The 22114-nt window shown below is 68.1% G+C and carries 22 protein-coding genes; 5 read left to right on the top strand and 17 right to left on the bottom strand.

From position 1 onward, the window contains the following. Positions 1 to 18: 18 nt before the first annotated feature. From GO592_RS26510 to GO592_RS26480, 7 genes are all read right to left on the bottom strand, one after another. Entirely contained in the window at positions 19 to 291 is a 273-nt protein-coding gene (locus tag GO592_RS26510; RefSeq protein ID WP_005244643.1) for a HypC/HybG/HupF family hydrogenase formation chaperone, read from the bottom strand. Positions 292 to 317: 26 nt separating this feature from the next. Then, on the bottom strand, positions 318 to 1418 hold the full coding sequence (gene hypE, locus GO592_RS26505; protein WP_007300877.1) for a hydrogenase expression/formation protein HypE: 1101 nt from the start codon (positions 1416 to 1418) through the stop codon (positions 318 to 320). Beyond that, the gene (locus GO592_RS26500; RefSeq protein ID WP_007300878.1) at positions 1415 to 2107 is read right to left on the bottom strand and encodes a D-sedoheptulose-7-phosphate isomerase; all 693 of its coding nucleotides are present in this window, start codon (positions 2105 to 2107) and stop codon (positions 1415 to 1417) included. Before GO592_RS26500 ends, hypE begins: the two co-directional genes overlap by 4 nt. Then, positions 2104 to 2853: a HypC/HybG/HupF family hydrogenase formation chaperone gene (locus tag GO592_RS26495; RefSeq protein WP_007300879.1), complete on the bottom strand. Its 750-nt coding sequence runs from the start codon at positions 2851 to 2853 to the stop codon at positions 2104 to 2106. The genes GO592_RS26500 and GO592_RS26495 overlap by 4 nt, the downstream gene beginning before the upstream one ends. 44 nt (positions 2854 to 2897) lie before the next feature. Next, positions 2898 to 5204, bottom strand: a complete 2307-nt coding sequence (gene hypF, locus GO592_RS26490; protein ID WP_007300880.1) for a carbamoyltransferase HypF — start codon at positions 5202 to 5204, stop codon at positions 2898 to 2900. 145 nt (positions 5205 to 5349) lie between these two features. Continuing rightward, complete coding sequence (locus GO592_RS26485) at positions 5350 to 5919, bottom strand: ATP-dependent Clp protease proteolytic subunit (protein ID WP_007300881.1); 570 nt, start codon at positions 5917 to 5919, stop codon at positions 5350 to 5352. Positions 5920 to 5999: 80 nt separating this feature from the next. Further along, positions 6000 to 6272 carry a helix-turn-helix domain-containing protein gene (locus tag GO592_RS26480; protein ID WP_005244633.1) on the bottom strand — a complete coding sequence of 91 codons (273 nt, stop codon included), beginning with the start codon at positions 6270 to 6272 and terminating at the stop codon, positions 6000 to 6002. A gap of 42 nt (positions 6273 to 6314) precedes the next feature. On the opposite strand from GO592_RS26480, the gene lhgO reads away from it, so the two are divergent. After that, complete coding sequence (gene lhgO / locus GO592_RS26475) at positions 6315 to 7520, top strand: L-2-hydroxyglutarate oxidase (protein ID WP_007300882.1); 1206 nt, start codon at positions 6315 to 6317, stop codon at positions 7518 to 7520. A gap of 10 nt (positions 7521 to 7530) precedes the next feature. Here the strand turns inward: lhgO and GO592_RS26470 are convergent, their stop codons facing one another. The 3 genes from GO592_RS26470 to GO592_RS26460 all read right to left on the bottom strand — a co-directional run bounded on the left by GO592_RS26470 (position 7531) and on the right by GO592_RS26460 (position 11106). Further along, positions 7531 to 8124, bottom strand: a complete 594-nt coding sequence (locus GO592_RS26470) for an acyl-CoA-like ligand-binding transcription factor (RefSeq protein ID WP_005258654.1) — start codon at positions 8122 to 8124, stop codon at positions 7531 to 7533. Further along, entirely contained in the window at positions 8114 to 9637 is a 1524-nt protein-coding gene (locus GO592_RS26465; RefSeq protein ID WP_007300883.1) for an MFS transporter, read from the bottom strand. The genes GO592_RS26470 and GO592_RS26465 overlap by 11 nt, the downstream gene beginning before the upstream one ends. Before the next feature lie 71 nt (positions 9638 to 9708). Beyond that, positions 9709 to 11106, bottom strand: a complete 1398-nt coding sequence (locus GO592_RS26460) for a cytochrome P450 (RefSeq protein WP_007300884.1) — start codon at positions 11104 to 11106, stop codon at positions 9709 to 9711. Between the two features lie 97 nt (positions 11107 to 11203). Between GO592_RS26460 and GO592_RS26455 the strand changes: the two genes are divergently transcribed. Then, a complete protein-coding gene (locus GO592_RS26455; RefSeq protein ID WP_005258658.1) occupies positions 11204 to 11788 on the top strand; it encodes a TetR/AcrR family transcriptional regulator in 585 nt (194 codons plus the stop codon). A gap of 36 nt (positions 11789 to 11824) precedes the next feature. Here the strand turns inward: GO592_RS26455 and GO592_RS26450 are convergent, their stop codons facing one another. Beyond that, complete coding sequence (locus GO592_RS26450) at positions 11825 to 13360, bottom strand: acetyl-CoA hydrolase/transferase family protein (protein WP_172652192.1); 1536 nt, start codon at positions 13358 to 13360, stop codon at positions 11825 to 11827. 356 nt (positions 13361 to 13716) lie between these two features. On the opposite strand from GO592_RS26450, the gene GO592_RS26445 reads away from it, so the two are divergent. Continuing rightward, the gene (locus GO592_RS26445; RefSeq protein ID WP_007300886.1) at positions 13717 to 14499 is read left to right on the top strand and encodes a class II aldolase/adducin family protein; all 783 of its coding nucleotides are present in this window, start codon (positions 13717 to 13719) and stop codon (positions 14497 to 14499) included. A 29-nt stretch (positions 14500 to 14528) separates the two neighbouring features. On the opposite strand, the gene GO592_RS26440 is transcribed toward GO592_RS26445, so the two are convergent. The 3 genes from GO592_RS26440 to GO592_RS26430 are packed head-to-tail and all read right to left on the bottom strand — an operon-like array spanning position 14529 to position 17638. Continuing rightward, entirely contained in the window at positions 14529 to 15488 is a 960-nt protein-coding gene (locus tag GO592_RS26440) for a C-terminal binding protein (RefSeq protein ID WP_007300887.1), read from the bottom strand. Further along, complete coding sequence (locus GO592_RS26435) at positions 15485 to 16114, bottom strand: TetR/AcrR family transcriptional regulator (protein WP_005258663.1); 630 nt, start codon at positions 16112 to 16114, stop codon at positions 15485 to 15487. Before GO592_RS26435 ends, GO592_RS26440 begins: the two co-directional genes overlap by 4 nt. A gap of 48 nt (positions 16115 to 16162) precedes the next feature. Next, positions 16163 to 17638: a sodium:solute symporter gene (locus GO592_RS26430; protein WP_007300888.1), complete on the bottom strand. Its 1476-nt coding sequence runs from the start codon at positions 17636 to 17638 to the stop codon at positions 16163 to 16165. Between the two features lie 205 nt (positions 17639 to 17843). Between GO592_RS26430 and GO592_RS26425 the strand changes: the two genes are divergently transcribed. Next, positions 17844 to 18734, top strand: coding sequence for a LysR family transcriptional regulator (locus GO592_RS26425; protein WP_005244617.1), 891 nt, complete (start codon positions 17844 to 17846; stop codon positions 18732 to 18734). 7 nt (positions 18735 to 18741) lie between these two features. On the opposite strand, the gene GO592_RS26420 is transcribed toward GO592_RS26425, so the two are convergent. Genes GO592_RS26420 through GO592_RS26410 form a run of 3 tightly spaced genes read right to left on the bottom strand, consistent with a single transcriptional unit; the run spans position 18742 to position 21754 of the window. Then, a complete protein-coding gene (locus GO592_RS26420) occupies positions 18742 to 19404 on the bottom strand; it encodes an IclR family transcriptional regulator (RefSeq protein WP_007300889.1) in 663 nt (220 codons plus the stop codon). Positions 19405 to 19441: 37 nt separating this feature from the next. Continuing rightward, positions 19442 to 20590, bottom strand: a complete 1149-nt coding sequence (locus tag GO592_RS26415) for a CaiB/BaiF CoA transferase family protein (RefSeq protein ID WP_007300890.1) — start codon at positions 20588 to 20590, stop codon at positions 19442 to 19444. 12 nt (positions 20591 to 20602) lie between these two features. Further along, on the bottom strand, positions 20603 to 21754 hold the full coding sequence (locus tag GO592_RS26410) for an acyl-CoA dehydrogenase family protein (protein ID WP_007300891.1): 1152 nt from the start codon (positions 21752 to 21754) through the stop codon (positions 20603 to 20605). 183 nt (positions 21755 to 21937) lie between these two features. On the opposite strand from GO592_RS26410, the gene GO592_RS44690 reads away from it, so the two are divergent. Further along, positions 21938 to 22078 (top strand): hypothetical protein, encoded by a 141-nt coding sequence (locus GO592_RS44690; RefSeq protein WP_237720623.1) that lies wholly within the window; start codon positions 21938 to 21940, stop codon positions 22076 to 22078. Positions 22079 to 22114 lie beyond the last annotated feature (36 nt).

The following is a 22114-nucleotide window of genomic DNA, read 5'->3' as shown; positions in this document are numbered from 1 at the left end:
ACCTCGTTCTTGCTGTAGTCACGCGATTTCGGACGAGTTGAACGCGTCGATCTCGTTCACGTAGTCGGCGCCCATCTTCTGCACCTGATCCAACGTCAGCTGCGCCTCGATCTCGTCGATCTTCGCCATCGCGAAACCGACGTGCACGAGTACCCAGTCACCGACGACGAGACCTTCTTCGGCGAGCAGTCGCACACTGATCGTTCTCTGGACGCCGTTCACGTCCACCTTGGCCAGATGCTGTTCGGCGTCGACGATGTCGACCACCTGACCGGGTATCCCCAGACACATCGTGGTTCTCCTTCTCGGGCTGTTCTTCAGCAGATTCGGGGGAGCGGGTCACCGACGAGCATGTCGACGATCCGGCTGCCGCCGAACGAGGTTCGCAGTGCGACGATGCCGGGCGGTTCGGCCAGGATCTCGCCGACCACGGTGGCATCGGCTCCCCTCGGGTGGGATCGCATCGCCGCGACGGCCGCATCCGCCTCGTCCGCCGCGACGATCGCGACGAACTTCCCCTCGTTCGCGACGTACAGCGGGTCGATGCCGAGCATGTCGCAGGCGCCCAGCACCTGCGGCTCGATGGGCAGGGACTGCTCGTCCACGATCACGGCGAGCTGGCAGGCGTGAGCGAGTTCGTTGCACACGGTGCCGACGCCGCCGCGGGTGGCGTCCCGCATCCACCGCGTCGACGGTGCCGCCTTCAGAAGCGTCTCCACCAACGAGTTCACCGGGGCCGTGTCGGAGGCGATGTCGGCCTCGATCGCCAGGTCACCGCGGGCGAGCATGACCGCCATGCCGTGGGCGCCGATGGTTCCCGACAACAGCACCTTGTCGCCGGCGCGCACGAGATCCGCCGACAGCCGCCTGCCCTCCGGGATGACACCGACACCGGCGGTGGAGATGTAGACGCCGTCGGCGGCGCCCTTGCCGACGACCTTGGTGTCGCCGGTGACGATCTGCACTCCGGACAGGACGGCCGCCTCGCTCATGTCGGCGACGATCTCCCGCAGTTCGGCGATCGGGAAACCCTCCTCGATGACGAACGCCGCCGACAACCACCGCGGGCGCGCACCGGACACGGCGAGATCGTTCACCGTCCCGTGCACCGCGAGATGCCCGATGGAACCGCCGGGAAAACGCAGTGGCTGAACCACGTACGAGTCGGTGGAGAACGCGAGCCGCTCACCCGAGGGCATGGTGAGCGCGGCCGCGTCACCGAGTTGCTCGAGCTCCTCGTTGCGGAACGCCTCGACGAACACCGCGTCGACGAGGGCCGCCGACGACTTCCCGCCCGCACCGTGAGCGAGGGTCACCACCTCGTCCAGCAGCCGCGGCCGGCGTTGCCGGAACTTGTCGATCCGCTCGAGGACCCGGTCTTCGCGTTCCGCCGAGGTTGCCGGTTCGGTGGTGCTCATGAAGCCTCCACGGAGTTGGGAGCGGGCCGCGCCATGTGTTCCTGGGCCACCGACCACAGCCGGTACCCGAGCATCGCGTGGCTCTCCTGGATCCGGTGGATGCTCTGCGAGTGGACGGTGTAGCAGAAGTCGAGTTCGCCGGCGGACGCCATCGCCGCCATCCGGCCGCCCTCGTGCCCGGCGAACCCGATGGTCAGCAGCCCCCGCTGTTTCGCCTCGGTGAGCGCGGTCATCAGATCGTCGGAGTTGCCCGACGTCGACAGTGCGATCGCGACGTCCCGGTCCCGGGCGTGCGCGATGATCTGCCGCTTGAAGATCAGATCGAAACCCACGTCGTTGCCGAGCGCCGTCACCACGGCCTGATCGGCGGCGAGCGACCACGCCGCCACCGGCCGTCCGCGGGCGGGACGGCTGAACAGCGATGCCAGCGTGGCGGCGTCGGTGGAGCTGCCACCATTGCCGAACGTGTAGAGCCGGCCGCCGCGACGGAACCTGTCGGCCATGTCGATGCCGGCCGCGATCAGGCCGTCGCCGTACTCGTCGAGGGACTCCTTCTGCAGCCGCGCGCTCTCGGCGGCCTTCCCCCGCGCGGAGGCGGCGAGGTCGTCGAGGAGGCTCTGGGCGTCGGTTTCCTCCGAATCGATGAACGGGTAGAGGAAGCTGGTGCTCTCCGAATCGTGCGTCGTCATCGGTTCGCCTCCTGCCCGGCGTCGTCCAGTCTGGTGATCGCGGCACCCGCATGCACCAGGACGAGGTCGTTCGGCTGAACGTCGCCGAGGACGCTGACATCCACCCACTCCTCGCCCGCGGCGGTGCGGACCAGGGCGGGTCCGAGCGGTTCGGCCGGCTCGATCACCACCTCACCGAGACGGCCCTCGTCGCTGCACGTGACGCAGACCGTCTCGTCGCACTCCTCGGCCTCGGGCTTCAGCAGTCCCGAGTGCTCGAAGCAGACGTGGGTGAGTTCCCACAGCAGGTGATACATGAGGACGAACCGCCCGGTGGCCGGCACCATCGGATCCTCCGAGTCGACCCAGAGGATGTGGTTCGCCGCACCGGCCGGAGGTCGGGGGCCCGCCCCGATCCACAGCGTCATCGCGCCCCACGCCGGTGCGCGGCGCATCGCGTCGACCACGGCGGGCTCGTTCGCCGACGCCACGGCCAGCAGGATGTCGCCGGGCCTGCTCGCCACCCGGGCCTGCGCGACCGGATCGGGTTCGACGAGGGCCACCGACGGCAGCGCCCGTTTACCCATGATCACGGGATGCACGAATTCGACGGCGACGTGATGGGCGTGCGGTTCCCACTGGGGTGAGATCACCCAGAGCGTCGCGCCGTCATGGAATCTGCGGGCGAGTGACAATGCTGCGGCAGCGAGATCCGCAGACAGGTCCGTGTCGACAAGGTGCCCGCCCGCCTCTGCGGTGGTGGTCATTCACTAGCTCCCGTCCCGGACCGGCCGGTCGGGGGCTGCCGACGTCACGGTCCGCGCATGGTTGCCGCGGCACCGATCACCGCCTGGCCGAGGGAGAGTCCTCCGTCGTTGGGAGGCACCCGGTGGTGGGTGAGGACTCGATAACCGCTGCTCTCCCAGTGTGCTCTCACCAGTGCGAGGAATAAACGGTTTTGAAAGACTCCTCCGGTGAGTCCGATCGTCGACGCGCCGGTCGCGGTGGCGGCCCGGTCGACGAGGCCGGCGGTCGCGGCGGCGAGGGCATGGTGGAAGCCCAGTGCGAGCGCCGCGGGTGGGGTCCCGTCGCGGAGGCCGGCAACCAGTCCGGACACCAGAAGAGGCAGCCTGAGCTGGTCGTTCTCCACGCCCATGGCCAGGGGAGCCGGGTGCGGGGCGGTCCGGGCGAGGGCCTCGAGTTCGACGGCCGCCTGCGCCTCGTAGGTGACCCGGTGCCGGACCCCGAGCAGCGACGCGACCCCGTCGAACAGGCGGCCCGCGCTCGTCGTCCTGACGCAACCGAGACCCGACAGAAGTTGCGACTCCACGGCCGCGCGCTCCGCCGAGGGGACCGCCTCCACGCACGGCAGCCCGTCGACGTCGGTGATCCCGCACTCGTGCAGGAGAGCCAGCGCCACCCGCACCGGATTCCGGACGGCGGCGTCACCGCCCGGCAACGAGAAGGGCTGGATGTGACCCACCCGCCTCGTGTCGAGGATGTTCGGGCCGACCAGGAGGAGTTCGCCGCCCCACACGGTGGTGTCGCAGCCGTACCCGGTCCCGTCGAACGCGACACCGAGCACCGTCGTCCCGACCAGTCCGTGTTCGGCCATCAGCGACGCGACGTGCGCGTGGTGGTGCTGCACGGTGAGCAGGGGGACGCCGGTCCTCTCGCTGTAGCGCCGGGCCCAGTGGTGCGTCGAATATCCGGGGTGCCGGTCGGCGACCACGGCCTCCGGGGAGATGCCGTGCAGATGCGTCAACTGCCGCACCGACGTCTCGAAGGCGCGCTGACTCTCCAGGCTGCCCATGTCGCCGAGGTGCGCCGAGCAGAACGCGTAGTCCTGCCGGGTCAGGCAGAAGGTGTTCTTGATCTCCGCGCCGACCGCGAGGATCTCCGGGCCGTGCGCAGGCAGCACGACCGGCAGCGGTGCGAACCCGCGCGAGCGGCGGATCGGCAGTACCGCCCCGGCCGCCACCGCCAGGACGGAATCCTCGCAGGGCACCGCGATGCGGCGGTCGTGCATCAGGAACACGTCGGCGATGTCCGCCAATCGAGTACGGGCGTCGTCGTTGTCGAAACAGAGGGGTTCGCCGCTCAGGTTGCCGGACGTCATGACCAGCACCCGCGGTGGGTCGACGTCGCTGCCGGGGGTCCGGGTGAACAGGAGATGGTGCAGCGGGGTGTAGGGGAGCATCACCCCGAGGTCGTCGATCCCGGGCGCGATGCCGTCGGCAATCGACGCAGTGTTCTTCTTGCGCAGCAACAGGATCGGCCGGGCCGCGTGTCGCAGCAGCGCGCTCTCGGGCTCGGAGATCTCGCACAGCTCGGCGGCGATGGACAGGTCCGCGGTCATCACCGCGAACGGTTTATCGGGGCGGTGCTTGCGCGCCCGCAGAGTCTCGACGGCGGTCGGGTCGGCGGCATCGCACACGAGGTGGAACCCGCCAAGGCCTTTGACCGCCACGATCCGGCCGTCCCGCAACGCCCCCTGCACCGCGGTGAGGACGGCGTCGTCCCCGTCGATCCGGTGCCGGTCGATCTCGGCGAACAGGTGCGGACCGCAGTCGGGGCAGCACACCGGCTGGGCGTGGAACCGTCGGTCCGCGGGGTCGCGGTATTCGGCGAGGCACGCCGCGCACAGCGGGAACTCGGACATCGTGGTGTTGGGCCGGTCGTAGGGCAGGTCGGTGATCACCGTGAACCGCGGCCCGCAGTTGGTGCAGTTGACGAACGGGTGGCGATACCGCCGATCGTGCGGATCGGCCAGTTCTCGAAGACAATCCGCGCACGTCGCCACGTCCGGCGACACCAGTGTCCGCGCGCCGGGGACGTGCCGGCTGTCGATGATCCGGAACGACTGGTCCCCGCGCACCGGAACGGGCTGGGCGGTCGCGTCGACGATCACGGCCATCGGCGGCGCGTCCGCGCGGAGCCGGCGCACGAACTCGGACACCGACGCGGACTTGCCCTCGATCTCGATGAACACGCTGACGTCGTCGTTGCCGCAGTGGCCGTGCAGTCCCAGGTCGTCGGCCAGTCGCGCGACGAACGGGCGGAAGCCGACCCCCTGCACGACCCCGTGGACCGTGATGCGCGATCGTTCGACCGTCATCCTCGGATGATTCCCCCGTCGAGGTGCGGGGCGCAAGAGCCCGCCCGTTGACGTCCAGCCGCACAGCCGCACCCTTCCTCGGTTCGCGCACTCGAAATTGCGCCGAATTCGTGCGCGGGAGCCGACAACGAGTGCGTCCGCCGGATTACTCCCCGTCGACCGAGCGCGCGCCGGTGACGGCATCGATCAACCCGTAGTCGCGCGCCTCGTCGGCGGTGAGGATCCGGTGGTCCCGCATGTCACCGATCACCGTGTCGACGGGGCGCCCGCAGGAGTCGGCGATGCGCTGCTGCAGCCTCCGCAGTTGCTGCTCGTGGTGTTCGGCGGCGATGGCGACGTCCGACGCCGGACCGGCGCAGGACGTCTGCGGCTCGCGGAGGTGGAACGTGGCGTGCGACGCCGACGTCCGGCGATCGGCGGGCGCGAGGAGGGCGATCGCCATTCCCCGAACGTCGCCGCGGCAGTGGACGTGCAGCGGGACGCTCATCAGGTCGAGGGTGTCGAGGAGGGTGGCGGCCGCGTCGATGTCGGCGTCGACGCCGTGCAGCCACAGCTGGACCTCCCCGTCGTCCGAGGCGTCGAGCAACGCCAGCGACGCCGCCGCGCGGTTGGTGGCCTCGGCGTCGAGTCGGCCGGTGAGCGACACGATCCGTTTGTCGAACAGGCGCTCGGCCAGCCAGTCGGGACCGGGAGCGGGCACCGACGTGACGTGCATCGGTGCGGGCGGCTGCCGGGGATCCGGCTGCCAGGGCGTGTGAAACGGCGGGACCGGTGGTGGGGTGGGTGGTGGCCAGATCATGGTGATGACTCCCGGTGCGCTGAGATCGTCCAGTCGACCGTCCGGCCCACGGCCTCCGCATACCGTTCGAGCGTCGACAGGCGGGGGTCGACGTCGCCGCGTTCGAGCCGGGCCACGGCCGACTGCGACGTGCCCATGTGGGCGGCGATCTCCGTCTGCGTCAGACCGCGCTCGCGGCGAGTGCTGACGAGCTCGTCCAGCAGCGCTCGACGCCGATCGGACAGGTGCTCCAGTCCGGGAAAAGACGTGCGTCGAGGGGTGGTCGACATACCATCGATGGTATCTCGAAAACGGTATACGGAGGGGTGCTCATGGCGAAGGTTCGTGCGGCCGTCATCGGCGGCGGCATCATCGGTCTGGCGGTCGCCCGGGAACTTCTGCACCGGATGGACGGCGTCGAGGTAACGCTGTTCGAGAAGGAATCGCGGGTCGCGGCCCACCAGACCGGCCACAACAGCGGCGTCGTCCACGCCGGCCTGTACTACCCGCCGGGCAGCCTGAAAGCGCGCCTGTGCCGCCGTGGCGTCACCCTCCTGCAGCAGTACGCGGAGAACAAGGGTGTGGCCTACGAGGAATGCGGCAAAGTGGTGGTCGCCCACGACTCGTCCGAAGTGGCGCGGATGGACGCCATCTTCGACAGAGCGGTGGCCAACGGCGTCCCCGGCATCCGCAAGGTCCCGGGGGAGGAGATCCCCGAGATCGAACCGCACGCACGCGGCGTCGCCGCCGTGCACTCGCCGCACACCGCGATCATCGACTACGTGGCGGTCGCGGAGGCTCTCGCCGCGGACATCGCCGCCGCGGGCGGACGCGTCCTCCTCGGCCGGGAGATCGTGGGCCTGGACAACCGGACCGCGGAAACGGTGGTCACCACCCGGCAGGGCAGCGAGGCCTTCGACCTGGTGGTCACGTGCGCGGGACTGCAGTCCGACCGGGTGGCACTGATGTCGGGTGAACCGCGATCACCTCGGGTGGTGCCCTTCTTCGGCGACTACTTCCTGCTCGAGCCCGAGCGGTCCTCGCTCGTGAAGGGGCTGATCTACCCGGTTCCGGACCCGCGATACCCGTTCCTCGGCGTCCACCTCACCAAGAGGATCGACGGACGAATCATGCTCGGACCGAACGCCTTTCTCGCCTTCGGGCGGGAGGCATACGACCGTCGGGGTTGGTCGGCGTCAGACGTGATGTCGGCGGTCGGGTTTCCCGGGTTCTGGCGGTTCGCCGTGCACAACACCGCGGCGGCAGTCCGTGAGGCCCGCACCGTCTTCAGCACGGGACAGTTCGTGAAGGAGGCGCAGAAGTACGTGCCCGACGTGCGCCGCTCCGACGTCACCCGCGGACCTCGGGGCATCCGCGCTCAGGCGATGAACGCCGACGGCAGCCTCGAGGACGACTTCGTCATCACCGGGGCGGGACGCGTCGTTCATGTCCGGAACGCGCCATCACCGGGTGCGACGTCGTCCCTCGCCATCGCCGAACACGTCGTGACGGAGGTTATCGCCCGCGCGACCGCGTGACCTGCCGGGTCTACGACGTGGCACGCCCGAGCGGCAACCCGTCCTCGAGGAACTCCAATGCGCGCAGGGCGAGCGGCAGATCACCGGGAAGCAGATCGACCACACCGAGGATGACCCCGACGATCGCCCCGGCGAGCGCGCGGACCTCGAAGTCGTCGGCGGTGCGTCCGACCCTGCGCGCCATGACACCCGCGATCATGTCGATGCTGCGCACCATTTCCTGCATGATGGCACCGCGAAGTTCCGGGACCGAGTACAGCAGTTCCTGACGCTTCCGCTCGAAGTCCAAGTCTGCCTGGGACAGGCCGGCGAACACGGACTCGGCCGCCTTCCGGAATGCGGTGATCAGCGGGACGTCCGGCGGTTGCGCTTCGATCGCCTCGATCATGACCGGATCGAGGTCGTCGGCGAGCACCAGTTGTTCCTTGGTGGGGAAGTAGCGGAAGAACGTGCTCGGCGACACGTCCGCCGCCTCCGCGATCTGCTCGATCGTGGTTTCGGCGTAGCCCTGTTCACGGAACAACCGAAACGCCTCGGAACGGATGGTCAGCCGGGTGCGCGCCTTCTTCCGCTCCCGCAGGCCTGGTCGAGCGTCAATGGACATGTACCGATTCTGACTCATCCTGCTCCCGGGCCGGGGTATCGCGGGGCGTGAACCGCGCTGCGAGCACCATCGCGACGGCGCAGATGCCCGCGCACACCCACAGCATGAGCCCCATCCCGGACAGGAACGACGCCTGGACGTGCGCGAGCATCGACGGGTCGCCGGTCGCCTCGGCCACTGCGACGCCGGCGTTGACGCCGTCGCGGACCGGATCCACGTCGAGTGCGCCCAGTTCGGTCCGGTAGCGGGTGGCGAGCACGGTGCCCAGCACCGCGACCCCGATCGTTCCGCCTGCCTGCCGCAGCGCCTGGATCAGCGCCGAGCCGGAACCGGACCGTTCGGCCGACAGTGCGCCCAGGGCCGCACCCATCGCCGCCGGCATCACGAAACCCATTCCCGCGCCGACGAGTGCGATCCATGTCGCGGTGAACCAGTACGCGGAATCGACGGAGGTCAGGGCGCCGGTCGCGAGTCCCGCCGTGAGGAGGGCGAACCCGATGACGATGACCGGCCGGGCGCCGGCGCGCCGAAGCAGTTGGTCGCAGAGCCGGGTGCCGACCAGCAGTCCGCCGATCAACGGCAGCAGACGGAGGCCGCTACCCAGCGCGTCGACCCCGAGCACGGCCTGGAAGTACTGCGGAACCGTGAAGAACAGCCCGAACATCCCGAAGTTGACCAGCGTCGTGAAGATCGTGCCCCAGCGGAATCCGGGACTGGCGAACAGCGACGTGTCGATCAGGGGATGACGCGACCGACGCTCCCACATCGCGAACAGTCCGAGCACGACCACGGCCGCCGCGATCGACGTCAATGCCAGTGTGTCGCCCCAGCCGTCCTGGCCTGCCTTGATGAAACCGTAAGTGAGGCAGAGTAATCCGAATGACGACAGTGTGGCGCCGAGATAGTCGGTGGGCGACTGCTCCTCGCTGCGCGATTCCGGGACCAGGGTCGCGACGGCGATCGCGCCGACGACGACCAGCGGCACGTTGATCAGGAACACCGATCCCCACCAGAAGTTTTCGAGCAACCACCCGCCGAGAATCGGGCCGAGGGGCAGGCCGATCGCGGTGGACGTCACCCAGATGGTCAGTGCCCGCGACCGTTCGCCGGCGTCGGGGAACAGTACGGGCAGCACCGCCATCGACAGCGGCATCATCACCGCGGCCCCCAGCCCCAGCAGGGTGCGTCCGGCGATCAGTTGACCCGACGTGGTCGCGTAACTGCAGAGCAGCGACGCGACACCGAACAGGACGAGGGCGCCGAGCAGGAGTTTCTTGCGGCCGTACCGGTCGCCGAGCGCACCCGCAGGAAGCAGTGCGGCCGCGAGGACCAGCGTGTATGCGGAACTGAACCACTGCAATTGCGAGTTGTCCGCTCCGAGATCGACCGCCAGTGTCGGCAGTGCCACCGTCAGGACCGTGATGTCGAGACCGATGGTCAGCATGGCCACGGACAGGGCTCCGAGCGCCCACCAGCGGCGTGGGGCGACTTCGATGACCGTCGTTTCACTCATGACAGCTCCACTCGAAAGGAAGTTACTATATTTTGATAGTAACTTTCACTTTGTGGCTGTCAAGGGACCGGTCAGCGCCGGCGGAGCTGCAGCGTGAAGCCCTCGGGCATGAGGGTGAGCCGCTCGGCGACCTTCAGTCGATAGCTCGGGTCGCCCACGATGTCGTATCGACGCAGGATCGTGCCGAGAACCAGGACCGCCTCGTGCAGGGCGAACTGTCGTCCGATGCAGGCGCGCTCGCCGGTCCCGAACGGCTTGTACACGTGCGCGGGACGGGACCGGATGCGCTCGGGCAGGAAATGGTCGGGGTCGAACGCCTCGGGATCGTCACCCCACACGGGGTCGCGGTGGAGGGCGGGGATGAGGACGAGAACCCAGTCGCCAACCTTCATCGGGTACTTGCCGACGAGGGTGGTGTCGACGGTCGCCTCCCTGCCGTAGGCGGGGGCTGTCGGCCACAGCCGCAACGATTCGTCGAGCACCCGGCGCACGTAGCGGAGTTTCGCGATCTGCTCGAACGCAGGCTCTTCGTCGCCCCAGACCGCGTCGACCTCCGCCTGCGCCTTCGCGAGGACGTCGGGATGTCGCGACAGATAGTACAGGGCGAACGACAATGCGCCGGAGGTGGTCTCGTGCCCCGCGACCAGGAACGTCACCACCTGGTGGCGGATGTTCAACTCGTCGATCCGATGGGGATCGTCCTCCCGCGCTGCCCGCAGCATGAGTTCGAGCAGGTCCTCGGGGCCGGCCTCGGCGCTGTCGCGACGGGCACGGATCACCTCGTCGACGACTTCGGCCATGTGTTCGAGGTTGGCGACGTTGCGTCGATCCGACCGTCGCATCAGCAGGCGCCCGAGCGCGCTGGACTTCACGAACGTGGTGCGCTGCGAATGGCTCAGCGCTCCGACCATAGCCTGCACGAAGGGGTGCGGCCGCTCGCGTCTGAACGAGTCGAAGGAATAGCTGAAGCCGGTGCGGCCGATGGTCTCGAGCGTCAGCTTCGTCATGTCGGAGGAGACGTCGACGGGGGAGCCGTCCACCCGCTCGTCCCAGTGCTCCGCCAGTTCGCCTGCGACATCCAGCATCGTGCGGTGATACGACCGCATCGCGGATTTGGTGAATGCCGGGGCGAGGAGGTTGTGCGCCTTGCTCCAGTTCGGCTCGTGGTTGTAGGCGGTGAACAACCCGTCGCCACCCACCTCACGCAGCGACGCGACACCGGGCGCCAGGTGCTTCGCGAACCGGGATTCGTCGGAGAGTTCCGCGACCATGTCTGCCCCGGAGGCGAATACGAACCGATTGCCGAGGACGTTGCGCTCGAAGATGGGCCCGAGCTTTCTGCCGATCTCCATCGAATTCTGCACGGGAGTGCGGACGCTGATCCCGAAGACGTCCCCGACGACGGGAAGCCGCCATCGAGGATGCGGGATGGTCGCCTCCGATGTGGTGTGCAGTGATTCGACGCTCATGTCGACCCCCGTGTCGATGTGGCCTGCGTTACTGAATTGATGTCTAGTACGCAAGGTACGCCTTACTGAACCGGTGTCAAGCAGTACTGTGACTGGCATGACCAGCGCCCGCCGTCGGCTCGCCCCGGAGCAGCGCCGGGCGCAGTTGCTCGACATCGGCGCGCGGCTGTTCGCGGACCGCCCCTACGAGGACGTGTGGATCGAGGAGGTCGCGGAACTCGCCGAGGTGTCGCGCGGATTGATGTACCACTACTTCCCGACGAAGCGGGATTTCTTCGCCGCGATCGTCGAACGCGAATCCGAACGACTGCTCGAGGTGACGGCCCCCGACTCCACGCTCCCCGTCGAGGAACAGGTCGCGGCCGGCCTCGACGCGTACTTCGAGCACGTCGCGAGCCACCGGCACGGAGTCCGGGCCATCAACCACGGCGCACTGTCGGCCGACGCCGACATCCGGGCCATCGTCGAGCGGGAACTCGACGCCCAGCAGCGCCGCATCGTCGACGCGCTCGATCCCCCCGACGGCGAACGGGAACTCGTCGGCGTCGCGGTGCGCGGGTGGATCGCCTTCGTGCGCGCCGTGTGCATGGACTGGCTCGATCACCCGTCGATCGCCGAGGGTGAACTACGTGAACTCTGCCTGCGCTCGCTGCGCGGAATGCTGGGTGGGCGGCTCGACTGAGCCGCGCTCAGCGTCCGGCTCTGCCGGGGGTCCGGGCTACCGGGCGGGACCGTCCTGGAGCCGCATCGAGCCGGACTCGAGGTACCGCTGGTGGAACGAGAACGCCTCCCCGAGCAGGTGCGGCGTCTGGCCGGCTCCCGCAGTGGCCGTCGCCCGCTCGACGTAGTCGGTGAGCAGCGGCCGGAATTCCGGATGCGCACAGCGCTCGATGATCACCCGTGCCCTCCGGCGCGGCGACAACCCCCGCAAGTCGGCGAGGCCCTGCTCGGTGACCAGCACCTGGGTGTCGTGCTCGGTGTGGTCGACGTGCGGGGTCATCGGGACGATCGACGAGATCGCCCCGTTCTTCGCCGTGGACGGGCTGAGGAACATCGACAGGTACCCGTTGCGCGCGAAGTCCCCGGAACCGCCGATGCCGTTCATGATCTTGGTGCCCATCACGTGCGTCGAATTGACGTTCCCGTAGATGTCGGCCTCCAGCATCCCGTTCATCGCGATGATTCCCAATCGGCGGACCACCTCGGGGTGGTTGCTGATTTCCTGCGGACGGAGCCGGATGTGCTGCCGGTAGAAGTCGATGTTGGAGGTCAACTCCTCGATCCCCGCCTCCGAGAGCGCCAACGCGGTAGCCGACGCGAACCGGACGGTGCCGTGCTTGATCAAGTGCAGCATCCCGTCCTGGATGACCTCGGAATAGCAGGTCAAACCCCGATACGGGCCGCGATCGAGTCCCCCGAGCACGGCATTGGCCACGTTTCCGACGCCCGCCTGCAGTGGCAGCAGGGTGTTCTCCGGGAGCCGGCCACGCCTCACCTCGTGGTCGAAGAAGTCCAGCACGTGGGCCGCGATCGCCTCACTGACCGCATCGGGAGCGGTCAGCGCACTCGCACTGTCGGGGGCATTCGTCTCCACCACCGCAACAACCTTGGCCGGGTCCACCCGGTAATGCGGTTGCCCGATGCGGTCCTCGACGTCGGTGAGTTCGATCGGCCGGCGGTGCGGGGGCAGCGCTGTGCCGTAGTAGATGTCGTGGATACCATCCATCGCGTCCGGGACCCACGAGTTGACCTCGAGAATGACTTTCTCCGCGACGTCGAGCCAGGTCTTGTTGTTTCCGACCGACGCGGAGGGGATGAGCTCACCGGTCTCGGTGATGCCGGAAACCTCGACGACCGCGACGTTCACCACGCCGTAGTAGCCCTCCCACACCTGCTGGGCCACGTGCGAGAGGTGGATGTCGACGTAATCCATCCGCCCCTGGTTGATCTTCTGCCGCGCCGTGGATTCCGCCTGGTAGGGCATCCGCAGGGCGATTCCGTCGATCTCGGCGAGCATCCTCTCGGTCTCCGTCGACACGGACGCCCCGGTCAGCAAGTCGATGGTGAAATTCGCGCCGGCCGCCCGGGCGGCGTGAATCCGGTCAGCCAAGGCCGGGATGACCGCCTTGGGTGTCCCTGCGCTGGCGAAACCGCTGACAGCGACGGTGTCACCCGGACCGATGGCCTTCACCGCTTCCTCCGCCGACGTCACCTTCTGCTGAAACGCCGAATGTCTAATCCGGTTCGACTGCAACGGGGACGCGGGATCACTGATCTGGAGGCTCACGGCGGCCAGTGTAGAAGTGGGCGACGTGACGCGAACACCCGAAAGTTCGTCGGATCACATCCGGTGTTCGCCACTGCGCGTCGTCCGCGACCGTTCGTCGCGGCGAGCCCGCCGCTCGTCGGTTCTGCGAGGTCACCCGTCGAATCGCGCACGCGGCCGCCTCGTATCGTGATTCTGGTCACATGAGAGCGCTTCCCGTGTGAAAGCTCGGCGAGAACGCCGATGGAGAGGCGGAGGGTACGGGATCGGCAGAACGCTGGCATGTAAATAAATCAGTTGATATATTTAAGCCGAAATCCCTTCGGTGATCAAGGAGATCCCGCATGAGTGCACCCACCGTTACATCGCAGGCCCGAACGAGCCCGGCGAAGACCGAGGCGGAACTGCGTCGTGAACTCGCGGCGGTGTACCGCCTGCTGGCGCATTTCAAGATGACCGACCTCATCTTCACGCACGTCTCGGTCCGGCTTCCCGGGCCCGAACATCATTTCCTCATCAACCCGTACGGTCTGCTCTTCGAAGAAGTCACAGCCTCCAACCTGGTGAAGATCGGACTCGACGGCGAACTCGTCGAACCGTCCGAATATCACGTCAACCCTGCGGGGTTCGTGATCCACGGCGCGATTCACGAGGCCCGGCCGGACGCGCAGTGCGTGCTGCACACCCACACGAAGGCCGGGTGCGCGGTGGCCGCGCAGGAGCACGGACTGCTGCCGCTGAACCAGATCTCGATGGAGTTCTACAACCGGGTCGGCTACCACGACTACGAGGGCATCGCGCTCAACACGGCCGAACGTGTGCGGTTGGTCGAGGACCTACGCGACCACCCCGCGATGATCCTGCGCAATCACGGACTGCTCACCGTGGGCGCATCCGCCGCCGAGGCGTTTCTGCGAATGTTCTATCTGGAAAAGGCGTGTGACATCCAGATCGCTGCCCAGGCGTCCGGTGAACTGCGCGTTCCGTCGCCCGAGATCGCCGAGCACACCGCCCGCCAGTTCGCCGGCGAGGCCACGGACGACTACACCGACGATCAGGCCTACGAGATGGCGTGGGCGGCGCTGTTGCGGATGCTGGACCGCACCGCCCCTGACTACAAGGACTGACGGCGGCTCACGAGGACTGGCAGGGGCGATCACATCCCCGGTGCGGCAACGACTCCCGCCGGGGATGTGCCGGTCAGGACCGCCGCGACGTTGCGCGCCGACTGCTGCGCCAGGGTGTGCGCGACCTGCGGTGAGTACCACGCGGCGTGCGGGGTGATCACGAGGTTCGGGATCTGCAGGATCGGATCGTCCTGTGCGGGCGGTTCGTTCGGAAGAACATCGACGGCCGCACCGGCGAGGTGCCCACCGCGCAGCGCGGCTCCGAGCGCGTCGTGGTCGACGAGCCCGCCACGGGAGACGTTCACCAGATACCCGCCGCGCTTCATCGTCGACAGCGCACGGGCGTCGATCAGACCCTGCGTCTCGGGAGTCAGGGGAACATGCAGGCTCAGCACGTCGGAACGGCGCAGCAGGTCCTCGAACCCGACCACCTCGATACCCTCGGCCGCCAGTTCCCCTACGCGGTCGCCCAGTCCGCGGCCGCTGACGAGGACGGTCATCCCCACGGCTCGGGCGCGCAATGCGAAAGCGCCGGCGATCCGGCCGAAGCCGTAGAGGCCCAGCACTGTTCCCGCGATCCGCCGCGGCGGCGTGGCGGTGACGTCCCACCCGCCGGCATGCACGGAGCGGTCGAGGGTGTGAGTGGATCGGAGCAGTCCGAGGGTGAGCGCGAGCGCATGATCCGCGACCTCCTCGGTGCAGTAGTCCACTGCACGCGTGACCCAGAGACCGCGTTGGTGGGCCGCCGACACCGGCAGGTGGTCGTACCCGGCGGACGTGGCCGACAACAGTCGCAGGTCCGGGAGATCCGACAGGTGACGCGGCTCGAGTCCGGTGGTCTCCGGACCCACGAGCAGGGCGATGATGCCCGGGCCGGACGGGAACTCGGACTGGTGCACGACATCCGCGGAAATACCTGCGGCAGCAATCGAATCGGACAGTGCGTCGGCCGGAATGAAGTCGTCGAGGACGACGACGCGGTCGGTCATCTGCCTACTGCCCCCGCTTCTTCGGTGGTTCGTCGCACGGCGGCGTCGACGCAGCGGGCCGCCGCGTCGTCCGCGCTGATCGCTTCCATGACAACGGGATCCAGGATGGCCTGTAATGCAAGACCGTCGGTCAGCGCGACCAGCGCGACGGTGACGGCGTCCGCGTCGAGGTCGGCGGAGACGGTGCCCTCCCGCTGTGCGGCGACGACCGACTCGCGCACGACGCCCCGCCAGCGGGCGAGGAAGGCCGCGATCTCACCGCGCGCGGTTTCCTCGGCCGCGCCCTCCGCGTAGAAGAACAGGAACACACGGGTCATCGCCAGTCGGCGTTCGTCGAGCGGCAGGATGCTGGCGGTGATGTTCCGCAGCTTCTCGATCGGGCCGGCGCCCTCCTCGTCGAGAATCGTGCGGTACCGGTCGCCCTGGATGTCGCCGGCCCGGCGAAGCGCAGCGAGGAGCAGTTCGTGCCGGGACCCGAAGTAGTGGTTCAACACTCCGGTCGACCACCCGCTCTCCTCCGCCACCGCTCGCGTGGTGACGGCGGAGATCCCCTCCCGGGCGATCAACGCGAGGACGGCGTCGGCGAGCGCCAGTCTCCGCTCGTCGTGGTCGACGATCTTCGGCACGTTCTTTCCTCCCGCTCGTGCGCACTCACCCGCGTGCGCCGGTGTCACTCAGGCTATCGGTGCCGGGACCGGAACCGGGTCTTCCTCGGCCTTTCCCGACACTCGCGCGTTCCACACGGACATCACGTTCGCCGGGGTAGGTGCGGTGAACAGGCTGGTGGCCACGAACACCACCAGCGCGCTGACGAGTCCGACGTACACCGGCTCGTTCGCCATGACGTCGCCGACGACGAACATCGTCGCGATGGTCGCCACGGTGCCCACCGCCATGGCCGCCATCGCCGCGGTTCCCGTGGCGCGCTTCCAGACCAGTCCACCGAGGATGGGGACGAGGAGCCCGCCGACCAGGATGTCGTAGGCGATCGTGAGCGCGGAGACGATGTCGTTGATGAGCGCGGCGATCACGATGCTGACGAGGCCGATCACGATCACGTAGAGGCGGTTGCCGCGCACGTCGGCTTCCGGATCGGACGTGTCCAGTTCGGGGCGTGTGCGGCCGAAGATCTGGGCGACCAGCGGAAGGACGTCCTGCCGAGCGACCGTGGCGGTGGCGATCAGCGCGCCGGACGCGGTCGACATCATAGCGGCCACCGCGGCGGCGAGGACGATGCCGCTGAGACCGACGGGCAGGACGTGGACGGCGACGTCGGCGTACACGTCGTCGGACGAACCGATGTCGGGCATGAGGGCCGACGCGGCCAGACCGATCAGTGCGCCCGCGACGCCGTACAGCAGGCAGTAGACGCCGGAGGTGACGCCGCCCCACCGTGCGACCTCCGGCGACTTCGCGGTGAACACCCGCTGCCAGATGTCCTGTCCGATGAGGATGCCGAGTGTGTAGACGACGAAGAACGTGATGATGGTGCCGGTGCCGATGGTGCCGAGCCCGAGTGCCTGTTCGCCCACGCGCTCCTTGATGCCGGCGTACCCGCCCGCCTTGCTCCACGTGAACGGGAGGAGCAGGAAGAAGACGCCGATGGTCTTGATGACGAACTGGACGACGTCGGTGAGCGTGATGGACCACATGCCGCCCATCGCGGAGTAGGCCACGACGATGAGGCCGCCGAGGACCACCGACAGGGTCCGGTCGAAGCCGAACAGCACGTTGAAGATGGTGGCGTAGGCGATCGTGGAGGTGACGGTGAGCATGAGGGTGTAGGCCATCATCACGAGACCGGACGCCCCGGTGGCGTCGATGCCGTACCGGAGTTTGAGCATCCCGGAGACGGTGTAGACCTTCAGGCGCTGGATCCGCGCGGCGAAGAGCAGGCTGAGCAGGAGGACACCGGCGGCGATCGATACGACCAGCCACATTCCGGAGATGCCGTACTTGTAGCCGAGGCCGACGCCACCGACGGTGGAGGCGCCGCCGATGACGACCGCCGCCATCGTGCTGGTGTAAAGGAATCCGCCGAGGCGGCGGCCGGCGACGAGGTATTCGCTGGAGTTGCTCGCCCGGCGTTTGCCCCACCAGCCGAACGCGAGCATTGCGCCCAGGTAGATCAGGATGATGGTGATGTCCATGGTGCGTCCTTCACGTGTCCTAGCGGATCGGTGATGACGGGCGCGGTGGTCCCGTCGGTGCCGGTCTCGTCAGACCGTTGCCCTAGACGGTAGGAGAACATTGACGTGAAATAAATCACTTGATACAAATAATTACTTCAGAAAATCGTGAAGTGATGGTGCGAGCCAGCTCACACCCTGTTTTCGACCCCGCCGGAGGAGTGCGATGCGCAGCTCGCTGCCCGATCTGAAGCTCCTCCAGATCTTCGCGGCCGTCGTCCGCCACCAGGGGTTCGCGCCCGCGCAGCAGGAACTCGGACTGTCCGCCTCCGCGATCAGCACCTACATGAGCCAGCTCGAGCGCCACCTCGGCATCGTGCTGTGCCACCGCGGCCGCGGCGGCTTCGGCCTCACCAGCAAGGGCGAGCTCTACCACAAGGAATGCCTGCGCATCCTCGGCGAACTCGAAGGCTTCGAACGCTACGGCGCCGCGCTGCAGGGGGAGCTCAGGGGAACCCTCACCATCGGGGTTCTCGATTCCACCGTCACCGACGCCACCCTGCCGCTCGCCGACGTGATCGGCGTGTTCAGCAAGGACCACCCCGCCGTCTACCTCGACCTGAAGATCCAGACGCCGCACGAACTGCAGGTCGGCGTGCTCGACGACCGCATCGACGTCGCGGTCGGTGCGTTCGCCTCACCGATGAACGGCCTCGTCTCCCAGGCGCTGCACCGGGAGCAGCACTGGCTGTACTGCAGCGACAAGCACCCGCTGTTCGGCAGGAAGCGGGTGCCGCCGGAGGTCATCACGCAACAGCGGATGGTGACCCGCGGCTACTGGTCCGAGCAGGAACTCGCCCGCCAGGGGTTCCCCCAACCCTCGGCGACGGTGGAGAACATGGAGGCGCAGCTCATCCTCGTGCTGTCCGGCGCATACATCGGATACCTGCCTGAGCACTACGCGGAGTACTGGGTGGACCGGAACCGGCTGCGCCCGATCCTGCCGGCGTCGTTCGGCTATCAAGCGCCGTTCTCGCTGATCTACCGGCGGGGCCGGGCCCGCGAACCGATGGTCCTCACGTTCCGCGAGTTCGTCCGGACCAGCATGGGCAGCTGACCGCCGCTCACCGGGTAGGGGAGCCCAGTTCGGCCGACAGCGCACGGCAACGCTCGACGAGAACGAGACCGTGCTGGGCGCAGAGTGCGTCGTCGAGGCGGAACGTCGGCCCGATGATGCTGAGCGCGCCCACGATCCGCCCCACCGCGTCGTAGATCGGGGCCGCCACACCCGTCGACTGGTCCTCGATGGTGTCGTGGGCGATCGCGTATCCCTCACTCTGCAGGTCGCCCCGCAGCGCGGCGCCGACGGCCGTGCCCTCGAGCGGCACCGTCTGCCCCACCCATCCCATGTGCCGGATCGCGTGGGTGCCCTCGATCTGCGCGAGATACAGGGCGGTGCCCTTCGGGCCGTGGGTCGACAGGTACGTGGATTCGCGGGTTCCCTCCGCGATCGCGACCATCGCGGGCCGCGCCCGGGACAGCAGCTGGTTGTCGCTGATCGCCCGGGCGCCGATCTGGAGAAGTCGCGGCCCGGCCCGGTAGACGTTGTCGTCGCCGCGGACCAGGAACTCGCTCTGCTCCATGCTGCGGATCAGGCGCAGCGCGGTACTGGTGGCGAGACCGGCCGCCTTCGCAGCGTCGCCGAGCGTCAACCCGCCCTGCTCGGTGATCGCGCCGAGCAGTTCGAAGGTGCGGCTCGCGCTGCGGGTCACATCTCCGGGGGCCATGGGTTCTCTCCTGACGGTCGCGGGTGTCGGCGTGAATCTACCGCGACGCGATCTCGCACAGCAGGGGCTGCCGGTGTTCGTCGAGCAGTGGGCTGCGGCGGACCCCGGGGCGCGCGCTGTCGCCGAACACGACCGGCTGCCGGACGTAGTCGATCGTTCCCGCGACCGGATGATCGAACGACTCCACGAGTCCGCGGTGCCTGCTCTGCTCGGACGACAACGCTTGTTCGACGTTCCAGATCTCGGAGCTCGCCAGTCCGGCCGCGCCGAGGATCGCGACCACCTCGGCGACCGTCTTGTCCTTCGCCCAGATCTCGATCTCCGCGCGCAGGGCCGGTTCGTGATCGGTGCGGGACGTGTCGTCGGCGAAACGGTTGTCGCCGAGAAGGTCTGCGCGATCCATGGTGCGGGCGAGCTTCTCGAATCCGGACCGGCTGGCGACGGCCAAGACGAACAGGCCGTCCGACGCCCGGTACGTGTCGAACGGGGTGGAGACGGGATGGCGATTGCCCACTCCGACAGGTGCGACCCCCGACGCCTGCAACTGGCTGTGCGCGGTGGGGAGCATGGCCAGCATGCTGTCGAACATGGCGACGTCGAGGTGTTGCCCCACACCCGATTCCCGCGTGCCGACCAGGGCGGAGCTGATGCCCCACGCCGCGAACAGTCCCGCGACGAGGTCGCCGAACGATTCGCCGAGCCGGGTCGGCCCGGATTCGGGGGAACCGGTGATGCTCATAATCCCCGACATCGCCTGCACGACGAGGTCGTAGGCGGCCGAACCCGCGAGCGGCCCGTCCTGCCCGAAACCGGAGATGGACGCGTAGACGAGCCGGGGGTTGCGGGTGTGGACGGTGTCGTAGTCGATGCCGAGGCGGGCGGTCACCCCGGGCCGGAAGTTCTCGACGAGAACGTCCGCCGTGTCGAGGAGATCGAACAGCACCGTCCGATCCGCGTCGTCCTTGAGATTCAGTGCCAGCGAGCGTTTTCCGCGATTCAGCACGTTGAAATAGATGCTCTCGCCGTCGCGGAACGGGCCCAGGTGCCGCGAGTCCTCGCCGGCGGCGGGTTCGATCTTGACGACGTCGGCGCCGGCGTCCGCGAGCAGCGCCGTGCAGTACGGTCCGGCCAGGACGCGGGAGAGATCGACGACGCGGATGCCGTCGAGGGGAGGCAGCGTAGGCATGACGGGCCCTTCTCAGAAGTCGGTCGAGCGCGGGGACGGTGCGTTGGAGGCGATGGTGAGCAGCTGGATCTGCGAGGTGCCCTCGAAGATCCGGAGGATCCGGCAGTCGCGGTAGAGGCGTTCGATTTCGGATTCGCGCATGAAACCGGCACCGCCGTGAATCTGCACGGTCTGGTCGACGATCGAGAAGCAGGCCTCCGTGGCCACGTACTTCGACACGGACGCGGCGCGGCGCAGGTCGGCCCCGGCATCCTTCACGTCCGCCGCCCAGTCCGCGGTGACGCGGGAGGCGACGAGTTGCGCGTCGCATGCACCCAGTAACAGCTGAATCGCCTGGAATTCGGCGATGGGGTGTCCGAACTGCTTGCGCTCGGCGGCGTAGGAGCGGCCCAGTTCCCAAGCGCGCAGGGCGATTCCGTTGGCCATCGCCGCCACGTCGACGCGGGCGCGGTTGAGGGCGGTGAGCGCGATGTTGCCGCCGCGGCCCTCCGTTCCCACCACGGCGTCGTGGGGAAGCACCACGTCGTCGAGGTAGACGGTGTAGGTGGGGGCGGACCGGATGCCCAGCTTGTCCTGGGGCTCCGAGTAACTCACGCCGGGGGTGCCCTGGGGGAGGACGAACGCGGTGATGCCGCGGAAGCCTGCAGATGGATCGGTCTTGGCGAAGAGGACGACCAGATCGGCCTCCTTGGCGTTGGAGATGTACGTCTTCGAACCGGACAGGTGCCACCCGTCGTCCTCGCGCCGCGCCGTCGTGCGCATCGAGGCGATGTCGGAGCCGGCGTCCGGTTCGGTGAGGGCGAACCCGGCGAGCAGCTCACCGGACGCGAGCCGGGGCAGCCACCGGTGCTTCTGCTCCTCGGTTCCGCCGACGAGGATCGGCTCGAGCCCCAGGTAGTGCGCGGTGTAGATCGAGGCGAGGGCGGCGTCGGTGCGGGCCACCTCCTCGATCGCGATCAGCTGTGTCTTGGTGGACAGGCCCAGTCCGCCGAACTCCTCGGGCACCGAGATGCCCATCAGGTCCTGTTCGCCCAGTCGCTTCACCAACTCCGCCGGGAACTCCCGCGTCTCGTCACGGAACGCCGCGCCGGGGTGGATCTCACGGTTGGCGAATGCACGCACTGCGCCGCGGAACTCGGCGGCGTCGAGCAGCTGATCGGTCACGGAAACTCCTGTCGGAAGATCGAGATTGCCACCTAGTGAAATGGCAATGCCACTTGGTGGCATATCGACTATGAAGGAGACCGGCGAATTTGTCCAGGGGTGCCGGTGTCCACGGCACGGAAGCGGGTACTCGACCACGGACGCACAGCGCACACTCCGTGCGGCACGGCAGAGGGAGGCTTCATGCGCACGATCACACGAGGGATCGTCACCGCGGGATCGATGATCGGCGCGGTTTTCGCCGGCGCGGGGACGGGCGTGGCGGAACCCGCCGTGCCGTCCGGCACGTTCAGGGAACGACCACCGCGCCGGCGGGTGAGTTGATCTGGAAGGGCAAGACGTTCCAGGGCGGCACGGTCG

Origin of the sequence: Rhodococcus sp. 21391 (genome assembly GCF_016772255.1) — a bacterium.
GTDB classification, from domain to species: domain Bacteria; phylum Actinomycetota; class Actinomycetes; order Mycobacteriales; family Mycobacteriaceae; genus Rhodococcus_F; species Rhodococcus_F opacus.
Note: the sequence above shows the minus strand (reverse complement) of the source record. Positions and strands in the feature narration are given on the sequence as shown.

Bases quoted from the DNA above. Each gene is read 5' to 3' on its own strand.
- GO592_RS26510 (WP_005244643.1), bottom strand. From the start codon at position 291: ATGTGTCTGGGGATACCCGGTCAGGTGGTCGACATCGTCGACGCCGAA.
- hypE (WP_007300877.1), bottom strand. From the start codon at position 1,418: ATGAGCACCACCGAACCGGCAACCTCGGCGGAACGCGAAGACCGGGTC.
- GO592_RS26500 (WP_007300878.1), bottom strand. From the start codon at position 2,107: ATGACGACGCACGATTCGGAGAGCACCAGCTTCCTCTACCCGTTCATC.
- GO592_RS26495 (WP_007300879.1), bottom strand. From the start codon at position 2,853: ATGACCACCACCGCAGAGGCGGGCGGGCACCTTGTCGACACGGACCTG.
- hypF (WP_007300880.1), bottom strand. From the start codon at position 5,204: ATGACGGTCGAACGATCGCGCATCACGGTCCACGGGGTCGTGCAGGGG.
- GO592_RS26485 (WP_007300881.1), bottom strand. From the start codon at position 5,919: ATGCACGTCACGTCGGTGCCCGCTCCCGGTCCCGACTGGCTGGCCGAG.
- GO592_RS26480 (WP_005244633.1), bottom strand. From the start codon at position 6,272: ATGTCGACCACCCCTCGACGCACGTCTTTTCCCGGACTGGAGCACCTG.
- lhgO (WP_007300882.1), top strand. From the start codon at position 6,315: ATGGCGAAGGTTCGTGCGGCCGTCATCGGCGGCGGCATCATCGGTCTG.
- GO592_RS26470 (WP_005258654.1), bottom strand. From the start codon at position 8,124: ATGTCCATTGACGCTCGACCAGGCCTGCGGGAGCGGAAGAAGGCGCGC.
- GO592_RS26465 (WP_007300883.1), bottom strand. From the start codon at position 9,637: ATGAGTGAAACGACGGTCATCGAAGTCGCCCCACGCCGCTGGTGGGCG.
- GO592_RS26460 (WP_007300884.1), bottom strand. From the start codon at position 11,106: ATGAGCGTCGAATCACTGCACACCACATCGGAGGCGACCATCCCGCAT.
- GO592_RS26455 (WP_005258658.1), top strand. From the start codon at position 11,204: ATGACCAGCGCCCGCCGTCGGCTCGCCCCGGAGCAGCGCCGGGCGCAG.
- GO592_RS26445 (WP_007300886.1), top strand. From the start codon at position 13,717: ATGAGTGCACCCACCGTTACATCGCAGGCCCGAACGAGCCCGGCGAAG.
- GO592_RS26440 (WP_007300887.1), bottom strand. From the start codon at position 15,488: ATGACCGACCGCGTCGTCGTCCTCGACGACTTCATTCCGGCCGACGCA.
- GO592_RS26430 (WP_007300888.1), bottom strand. From the start codon at position 17,638: ATGGACATCACCATCATCCTGATCTACCTGGGCGCAATGCTCGCGTTC.
- GO592_RS26425 (WP_005244617.1), top strand. From the start codon at position 17,844: ATGCGCAGCTCGCTGCCCGATCTGAAGCTCCTCCAGATCTTCGCGGCC.
- GO592_RS26420 (WP_007300889.1), bottom strand. From the start codon at position 19,404: ATGGCCCCCGGAGATGTGACCCGCAGCGCGAGCCGCACCTTCGAACTG.
- GO592_RS26415 (WP_007300890.1), bottom strand. From the start codon at position 20,590: ATGCCTACGCTGCCTCCCCTCGACGGCATCCGCGTCGTCGATCTCTCC.
- GO592_RS44690 (WP_237720623.1), top strand. From the start codon at position 21,938: ATGCGCACGATCACACGAGGGATCGTCACCGCGGGATCGATGATCGGC.